The organism is Actinomadura sp. NPDC048032, from assembly GCF_040653175.1.
Taxonomy (GTDB): Bacteria; Actinomycetota; Actinomycetes; order Streptosporangiales; family Streptosporangiaceae; genus Spirillospora; species Spirillospora verrucosospora.
Genome location: NZ_JBEZJP010000372.1, coordinates 1 through 8,367, shown reverse-complemented (window position 1 = coordinate 8,367; position 8,367 = coordinate 1). Strand labels below are relative to the sequence as shown.

8 protein-coding genes are annotated in these 8,367 nt (G+C 72.1%); 6 read left to right on the top strand and 2 right to left on the bottom strand.

Annotation, left to right across the window (positions count from 1 at the left end; genetic code table 11):
• Window positions 1-1,074: AAA family ATPase (locus AB0C69_RS33195; RefSeq protein ID WP_360358868.1), on the top strand; the 1,074-nt coding region annotated here is incomplete at its 5' end.
• A gap of 10 nt (window positions 1,075-1,084) precedes the next feature.
• Here the strand turns inward: AB0C69_RS33195 and AB0C69_RS33190 are convergent.
• Complete coding sequence (locus tag AB0C69_RS33190) at window positions 1,085-2,137, bottom strand: hypothetical protein (protein WP_360358867.1); 1,053 nt, start codon at window positions 2,135-2,137, stop codon at window positions 1,085-1,087.
• 298 nt (window positions 2,138-2,435) lie between these two features.
• Here AB0C69_RS33190 and AB0C69_RS33185 point away from each other — a divergent pair, with 298 nt between their 5' ends.
• The 3 genes from AB0C69_RS33185 (at window position 2,436) to AB0C69_RS33175 (ending at window position 5,395) form a co-directional block, all read left to right on the top strand.
• Window positions 2,436-3,650, top strand: coding sequence for a histidine kinase (locus AB0C69_RS33185; protein ID WP_345174970.1), 1,215 nt, complete (start codon window positions 2,436-2,438; stop codon window positions 3,648-3,650).
• The gene (locus tag AB0C69_RS33180) at window positions 3,650-4,321 is read left to right on the top strand and encodes a response regulator (protein WP_353834110.1); all 672 of its coding nucleotides are present in this window, start codon (window positions 3,650-3,652) and stop codon (window positions 4,319-4,321) included. Before AB0C69_RS33185 ends, AB0C69_RS33180 begins: the two co-directional genes overlap by 1 nt.
• Before the next feature lie 183 nt (window positions 4,322-4,504).
• Window positions 4,505-5,395, top strand: coding sequence for a glycoside hydrolase family 16 protein (locus AB0C69_RS33175; protein ID WP_360358866.1), 891 nt, complete (start codon window positions 4,505-4,507; stop codon window positions 5,393-5,395).
• A gap of 18 nt (window positions 5,396-5,413) precedes the next feature.
• On the opposite strand, the gene AB0C69_RS33170 is transcribed toward AB0C69_RS33175, so the two are convergent.
• Complete coding sequence (locus AB0C69_RS33170; RefSeq protein ID WP_345174974.1) at window positions 5,414-5,935, bottom strand: hypothetical protein; 522 nt, start codon at window positions 5,933-5,935, stop codon at window positions 5,414-5,416.
• A gap of 871 nt (window positions 5,936-6,806) precedes the next feature.
• Here AB0C69_RS33170 and AB0C69_RS33165 point away from each other — a divergent pair.
• Window positions 6,807-7,214 carry a globin domain-containing protein gene (locus tag AB0C69_RS33165; protein ID WP_360358865.1) on the top strand — a complete coding sequence of 136 codons (408 nt, stop codon included), beginning with the start codon at window positions 6,807-6,809 and terminating at the stop codon, window positions 7,212-7,214.
• A gap of 3 nt (window positions 7,215-7,217) precedes the next feature.
• A partial coding sequence (locus AB0C69_RS33160) for a globin domain-containing protein (protein WP_360358864.1) occupies window positions 7,218-8,367 on the top strand: 1,150 nt, incomplete at its 3' end.

The window sequence follows — 8,367 nt, the reverse complement described above, 5'->3', positions numbered from 1 at the left end:
GACGTTTTATTCGCTGCCGTGCGTTCTGAAGAGCCCGCCCGCCGGGAGGAGCAGGCCCGGGTCGCCAAGGCCGTCCTGCGGGGGGCCCGCGCGGCCCTGGAGCGCATCGAGCACTCGCTCGCCGCGGCGGTGCGCCGCCGCGAGGCCGCGGAGCAGGCCAAGGCGGCGCGCGAGGCGGAGCTGAAGGTGGTCCGCGGGCAGGTGCGCGAGCTGTCCTCGGCGCTCGAACGCCTCGTCAACGTCGTGCACGGCAACGAGGTCGCCCGCGCGGAGCAGCGGCTGCGGCTGGAGCAGTTCGAGCAGCGGGCCCTGGAGGAGTTCGGCCTGGAGGTCGAGGCGCTGGTGTCGGAGTACGGGCCCGACCAGCCCGTCCCGGCCGACCCGGACAAGGGCGAGGACGCGCGGCCCGTCCCGTACGAGCGGGCCGTCCAGGAGAAGCGCGCCAAGGCCGCCGAGCGGCAGCTCAACCAGCTCGGCAAGGTCAACCCGCTCGCGCTGGAGGAGTTCGCCGCCCTGGAGGAGCGGCACGCGTTCCTCACCTCGCAGCTGGAGGACCTGAAGAAGACCCAGCGCGAGCTGCTCGGCCTCGTGAAGGAGGTCGACGACCGCGTCCAGCAGGTGTTCGGCACCGCCTACGAGGACACCGCCCGCGAGTTCGAGCGGATCTTCGCCCGGCTGTTCCCCGGCGGCGAGGGCAGCCTGTCGCTGACCGAGCCGGGCGACATGCTCACCACGGGCGTCGAGGTCGCGGCGCGCCCGCCCGGCAAGAAGGTGAAGCGGCTGTCGCTGCTGTCGGGCGGCGAGCGGTCCCTGGTGGCCATCGCGTTCCTCGTCGCCGTGTTCAAGGCGCGCCCGTCCCCGTTCTACGTGCTGGACGAGGTCGAGGCCGCGCTCGACGACACCAACACCCAGCGGCTCATCACGGTCTTCGAGGAGCTGCGCGAGTCGTCACAGCTGATCGTGATCACGCACCAGAAGCGCACCATGGAGGGCGCCGACGCCCTCTACGGCGTCAGCATGCGCGGCGACGGCGTCACCCAGGTCGTCAGCCAGCGCCTGCGCGACCTCGACTGACCGGCCGCGGTCACGGTTCGGAGGCGGGTGTGAAGAGGTAGCCGCGCACTCCGGTGTTGCCGCACGAGGCGAGGATCGTCTCCAGCCCTCCGCTGATCCGGATGTCGACGCCCATGCACATGCGGTGGTCCCGGGTCGCCTCCGGCACGATGTCGAACAGCTGCCCGCCCTTCACCGGCTTGCCCGCCGGCGTCAGCCCGAACCGCTGCAGCGGATCGTCGTCTCCGCACTCCTTCATGTGCAGCGTGGCCCGCTCGGTCTTCTCGTCGAGCGTCGCGCACCACAGCTTGCCCTTCGGCGTCCACGCCTTCAGCTGGAACGTCCCGGCGCCGCCGGGGACGGAGGCGAGCCGTATCCGCTGGAGCCTGTCCTCCGCCACGCACTTGTCCTGCGCCAGCTGCGGGAGGAGTTCTTCGTCCGGGAGGATCGACAGGCAGTCGCCGGTCCGCTCGCCGGTGATGGGCATGATCGTGTACCACCCGGCCGGGGGCGCCGCCGACTTGGCGGACGCGCCCGGCGAGGCCTGCGGCCGGTGGGGCTTGCCTCCGCCCCCACCGCCGAACACCCCCGCCAGCGTCGTGACCACCACGCCGAGCGTGATGATCGCGGGCGCCGCCACCATGAGCGACACCGGCCGGCGGTCGGCCTGCCCGCGCGAGGCTTTCTTGCGGTGCCGCGGGCCCGGCGGCGTCGCCGCGTGCCGCCCGGAGGAGCCGCTCCCGGAGGATCGGCTGCCGGAGGAGCCGCTCCCGGAAGGCGGGGCGGAGGCCATGACGGGAGCCGGGGCGGGGCGGGGAGCCGGGGTCGGCGGCGGAGGCGCCGCGGGGCCGAGGTTCAGCGCCGGCCGTCCCGCGACGCGCCGGTCGCCTTCCACACCGCGCCGGTCGCCTTCCATGACGGCGGGGCCGCACAGGCGGTCGTAGACCCGCAGCCACCGCTTGCGCTCGTCCGGCACGAGGCCGCATGTGGCCACGAAGGAGGTCACCAGCCCCCGGCTCGGCAGCGTGTGCCCGCTGAGGAGCGCGTCAAGCCCGGAGGGGACGACCACGCCGTCGGCGTTCATTCGCTCCTCAAGCTCGGAAAGGGGCAGACCGGACCATTGCTGCAGGTGGCGCATGAGGTCGAGCAGATCAGCCGGATCATGCGCCTCCTCCGGTTGCGGGACCGCTCTCGGAGCCGTCACCGGTGTCCTCCCGCGAACGGGAACGCCTGTTCTCGTAGGCATCGTAGCGATCTCCTCGTCCGGAATGACTAATGTTCGCTGTGCGGTCTTTGACAAGATCAATGGCGTCATGACTCGGCGCTCGTCAACTGGAGGGGCCCCCGCGATGCCGCGCTCCGGTGCATCCGTTCCGTCTGCCTTGCGGCGTTCCGTTGAGACCAGGGTCGGGACCACGTTCGTCCTGCTGATGCAGCTGCGCGTGCTGGTCATCGGGGTGACCGTGGTGGTGGACGGGCAGGTGCGCGGCGACCCCTGGGCGCTCGGCGTGCTCGTCCTCGCGGCCGTGGTCTCCGGCGTGGTGCTGGCGGGCTGGGAGAAGGTCGTGCTGCGGCTGTTCGAGCAGCCCGCGCTGCTGGCCTTCGACGTCCTCATCGGCTACGCGGTGCTGCAGGTGGGCGGGATCTTCGGCCCCTACTTCCTCGTGACGGTGGTGACCGCCGGTCTCGCCGGGCTGCTGTACCGGTGGCCGGTCACCGCGCTGCTGTGCGCGCAGCAGGCCGTCCTGTACTACGCGGCGCTCTACCGCAACGCGCCCTCCGACGACGGCGGCGACATCGCCATGCCGCTGCTCGTCATGCTGCCCGTCTTCTACGGGGTCGCGGCGCTCGTCGGCACGGTGCTGCGCCGCCTGTTCGACGAGCACGCCTCCGCAGAGGAGACGCGCTGGCGGATGGAGGCGGAGGCGATGGCCGCCGAGGAGCGCACCCGGCTGGCCCGCGAGATGCACGACTCGCTGACCGCGACGCTGTCGGGCATCGCCCTGTCGGCGAACGGCCTTCCCGGCTGGGTCCGCAAGTCCCCCGACCGCGCCGAGCGGGAGGCGCGGCGCATCGCCACGGCGGCCCAGGTCGCCACCCGCGAGGCGCGCTCGCTCATCGCCGAGCTGCGCGACGACTCCGCCGGCGTCCCGCTGGGCGACGCCGTGCGGGTGCTGGCGGGGGAGTGGGAGGGCCGCACCGGCGTCCCGGTGCGGGTGGACGCCGAGGCGGGCGCGGACCTCCCGGCGCCGGCGCGGCGCGAGATGATCACGATCGTGCGGGAGGCGCTGGAGAACGTGGGACGGCACGCGGAGGCGTCCCGCGTCGACATCGTCACGGCGGTCAACGACGGCGACCTGGAGGTGCGCGTGCGGGACGACGGTAAGGGCATGTCCAGACGGCCGGACGACCCCGGCTGGCTGGACGAGCTCGCCCGCGGCGGCCATTACGGCCTCGTGGGCATGCACGAGCGGGCCCGAAGGGCGGGCGGCCGGCTGGCCGTGCGCTCCGTCCCGGGAGGCGGCACCGAGGTCACCGCGTCGATGCCGGCGGGGCCGGAGTCCGAGCCCGCGCGGGCCGCGCTCGGGAGCCGGTGATGGACGAGCCCGTGCGGTACCGCGTCATGGTCGTGGACGACAACGCCTTCATTCGCGCCGGCCTCACCTCCGCGCTGGAGGCCACCGACGACATCGAGGTGGTGGGCGAGGCGGGCGACGGGCGCGAGGCCGAGGAGATGGCCTGGCGGCTGGTGCCCGACGTGGTGCTGCTCGACGTCCGGATGCCGCGCGTCGACGGGGTGAGCGCCGCCGCCGCGCTGAGCCGGACCAGCCGCGTGATCATGCTCACCCAGGTGGAGGAGCCGGAGGTGATCCTGTCGGCCGTCCGCAACGGCGCCGTCGGCTACCTCGTGCACAACACCTTCACGGTGGACGAGCTCGCCGCGGCGATCCGGGACACCGTCCGGCACCGGGCCCACCCCCTCTCGCACGCGGCCAGCGCCGCGCTCATCGACGCCGCGCGGACGGGCCGGCCGGCGGCGCCCGCGGCCGATCCGGCCGAGCAGCGCGCGCGTTTCGGCCTTTCCGCCCGCGAGGTCCAGGTCATGGATCTGATCGTGCGCGGTCATGCGAATCACGACATCGCGGCCAAGCTATTTCTCACCGAGAAAACCGTCAAGAACTACATCAATCGCATTTATGCGAAACTCGGCGCGCCGAACCGGGCCACGGCCATCGTGACCTGGCTCGGCATGCCTCCGGGCGGCTGAGCAGGGCCTCCGCGATTGGGGCCCGCGACCCCCGCCGCTAGGGCCCTAGGGCCCTAGGGACGCCCGGCGGCCCCGCATAGCGTTCCGGTGAACGAAGCGCATGAAGGACGGCGCCTTTATGGCCGGGCCTTCGTCTATTTCGCCGCCCGGAGGAACGCCATGCTTTTGCCGACCCGAAACAGAATGGCCATGATCACCGGCGGGGTCCTGGCCGCCGGCTGCTCGCTCGCGCTCGCCGGCGCCTCGGGGACGGGCCCGGACCCGGCTCCCGCCCGCGCCGTCGGAGCCCTGGAGAGGTCCGCGCCCGCCATCGCCTACGGGAAGCCGGGCCCGCGGGCCCACGAGGACACCTGGGACTCCGAGCACGCGAAGAAGAAGCGGCCCACCGCGACCGCGGCGCGGCGCTACGGGTGGGGACGCCCGATCGCCTTCGACGGCTTCCGCACTTTCGACCGGCGCGCCTGGGAGGTCTACACCGGACCGGGCAACGGCGGCCGCGGCCGCCGCGTCGCCAAGGCGGTGACCGTCCGGAACGGCGTCCTGCGCATCACCGGCAAGCGCAACGGCGACACCGGGGGCGTCGCCTGGATGAAGGGCGCCCAGAAGGAGGGCCGCTGGGAGGCCCGCGTCAAGGTGAGCCGCGGTTGCGCCTGCTACAACGCCAACCTGCTGCTGTGGCCGGTCGGCGGCGGTGGCGGCACCGACCCGCAGAACGGCGGCGGGGAGATCGACTGGATGGAGACCTATGGCGACAAGGGGCTGCGCAACGGGACCAACTTCTTCCTGCACTACGGACCCGAGAAGGAGTCCCAGCGCCTGAACTCCCACCTGCGCATCGACCTGACCAAGTGGCACGCCTTCGCGGTGGAGTGGAACTCCAGGGGCATCACGGGCTACGTGGACGGGCGCAGGTGGTTCCACACCTCGAAGCGGGAGGCCCTGCCGCCCGGAAAGATGGGGCAGGCCATCCAGCTCGACTGGTTCCCGCAGATGACCAAGCTGACGACCAAGGGGGTCAGCCGGAAGGCCGACGTGACCCTCTCGGTCGACTGGATCAACATGTACCGGCCCTGAGCGGCGGGGCGTCCGGTGTCACTTCACGATCTGCCAGATCTCCCCGTTGTGGCGCAGGGTGAACTCGTCCTGGAGGGTGCGCTCGGTCATGGACCCGCTCTGCGAGTGCAGAGCGGAGAACGGGATGACCGCCTCCTCGTCCACCAGCCGGCCGCCCTTCACGGACACGGTCCGGAGGGCCTGCCGCTCCTGCGGCCGGAGGAGGTGCGGCGTGTTGCGGACACCGGCCGGGCAGTCGCCGCGGAGCGCGGGGCCCCGGAGGAAGTCGCCGTCCTTCGCGACGTAGCGGCACACCCCCTGGTCCCCGGCGGCCTGGCCGCGCAGGAACGCCTGGAGCGCGGCCCGCGCGCCCTCGATCCCCTCCCGAGTGCCGGGGTCGGTGTCCTCCTGTGCGGTAGCCGAGGGCGACTGGGACGGAGCTCGGAACACGTCATCACCGCCGTCTTTGTCGTCACCGCCGCACCCCGACGTGAGAATTGTCGTCGCGAGCGCCGTGACGGCGAGGGCGCCGACGGCGCGGGAGGTGAACCGAAGAGCCATGGTGTGCCTTCCTCGGGGCGGGGATGTCGGCCCATTGTCCGAACGCCGCCTTTCCGGATGATCAGGCGGCAGCCGAAGATTAACGCCTTCACCGGGGGAACGGCCAGCGGTCGCAAGATCGCCAGGTCAGGGGCGGTGTGCGCCCGCCGGGACGGCTCACGCCGCCGCGGCTCCTTTTCTCTTATGGGCTGCCCGAGACGCCCGGACAGGAAATGCGGGGCCGGCCCACTCGGATCGCACCGAACGGGTGCGGAGGGTTAAGGCGCGATTATCCCATGAGAAGAAGCAGGAAAAGTCGGCCGGCGGGACGTTGCCGGCGTTATGGGCGGCGCTCCGTTGTGCGCCGGGTCGAGTGCCCTCTCGTCGTGACGGACGAACTCGGCGGCCACCGTTTCGGGGGCGACCGGGGAGGTCGGCGGCCTCGCCGCCATCGGTGAGGTCCGGCGAGGCCAGGGAGCGGCCGGAGCGGGTCGCAGGAGTCCGCTCGCGGAGGACGGCTGGGTGCCGCGGTCACAGGGGCCCGCGGCACTCAGTGCCTCCGGTCGGGCGGGAGGGCGCCGCTTCCGTGGGCGCGTGACGCGCGTCACATTTCCCTTGGAACGTGACACCGCCCAGTGCTCACCATTTCGGGCAAGACAGCGGGTGCGGTCTCCGCCGTCTTCCCCCCGCCTATAACCGTTTGGAGACTTCACGTCCGCGCCGGTGACGCGTATTCGGAGGGGATCGGCGTGCACCGACCGTGATGACCCGGCGACGCTGGCGGGCTTGTGTGACCTGGGGTCATCCACTACCCATATGGCCCTGCGGTTCTCCGGCTCCTTCACCGGACTCCCCCCGTCCGGTACGGAGAACCGCCGGAGAGGTGCGACGCATGGATCCCCAGAAACTCAAAGACAATTTCGGCCTGGTGGCCGCGAACGGCCTGGACGTCGCCGAATATTTCTACGCCGACCTTTTCGCGCGGGACCCGCAGCTCAGACGGATGTTCCCCGCGTCGATGGCCAAGCAGCACGAGGTGCTGCTCGCGGCGCTGTCCCAGATCGTCTCGACCGTGGACGACCCCGACGCGCTCGTCCCCTTCCTCAGCGACCTCGGCCGCCGCCACAACGACTTCGGCGTCGTCGCCGAGCACTACGCGCCCGTCGGCGCCAGCCTGCTCGCCACCCTCGCCCACTTCAGCGGTCCGGACTGGAACGCCGACCTCGAACGCGACTGGACGACCGCCTACGGCGTCGTCGCGAAGGTCATGTCGGAGGCCGCGGCGGAGCCCGTCGCCTGATCCGTGGACTCCCAGCGACTCAAGACCAGCTTCGCGCAGGTCGCCGAGAACGGCGACGCCGTCGCGCTGTTCTTCTACTCCGACCTCTTCGTCCGCAATCCCCACCTGCGGGACATGTTCCCCATCGGGATGAGCGGGCAGCGCGACAAGCTGCTGCGCGCCCTCGGCCACATCGTGTCCCAGGTGGACGACCTGGCCGTCCTCGTCCCGTTCCTGCAGCAGCTCGGCCGTGACCACCGCAGGTTCGGCATCGTGGCCGAGCACTACCCGCACGTCGGGGCCAGCCTCCTGGCGACCCTGCGGCACTTCTCCGGGACGGCCTGGACCGACGACCTCGAACGCGACTGGAGCGCCGCCTACGGCCTCGTCGCCAAGGTCATGCTGGAGGCGGCCGACGAGAACGCCCTCAACAGCCCCGCCTGGTGGAACGGCCAGGTCATCGCGGTCGAGCGCCGCCGGTTCGACATCAGCGTCCTCCGGATCCAGCCCGACCGGCCCCTGCCGTACACGCCGGGCCAGTCCGTGGCGCTCGAAGTGCCGTCCCGGCTGCGGCACTGGCGGTACTACTCGATGGCGAACGCGCCGCGACCCGACCACTCCGTCGACTTCCACGTCCGGCTGGTGGACGGCGGCCCCGTGAGCCCCGTGCTGGTCCGCGGGACCCAGATCGGCGACCGCGTCCGCATGGGCGCCCCCATCGGCACGCTCACGCTGGACGAGAGCTCCCCGCGGGACGTCCTGCTCGTCGCGGGCAGCACCGGCCTGGCCCCGCTCAAGGCGATCCTGGAGCAGATATCCCGCCGTGCCGTCCCGCCGCGCGTGCACCTGTTCTTCGGCGCCCGCAGCCGCGACGGCCTCTACGACCTGGAGGACCTGACCAAACTGGCGGACGGGTTCCCCTGGCTCACCGTCGTCCCGGCCGTGTCGGACGAGCCGGGCGGGCACGGGTTCTCCTCGCTGCTCTATTCGGGGGACGACGGCGTCGAGCACGGCAACCTGTCCGACGTGGTCGCCAGGCGCGGCCCCAGTCGACCTGGCCTTCGACGGCCTGGGCGTACGGGTCGAGCGCACGCCGCCTCGCGCTGCGCGGCCCTTCCACCAACGCGGCACGGCTTGCGTCCCCCTTTGGAGAGTCGGCGGCCGGGGAAGCGCT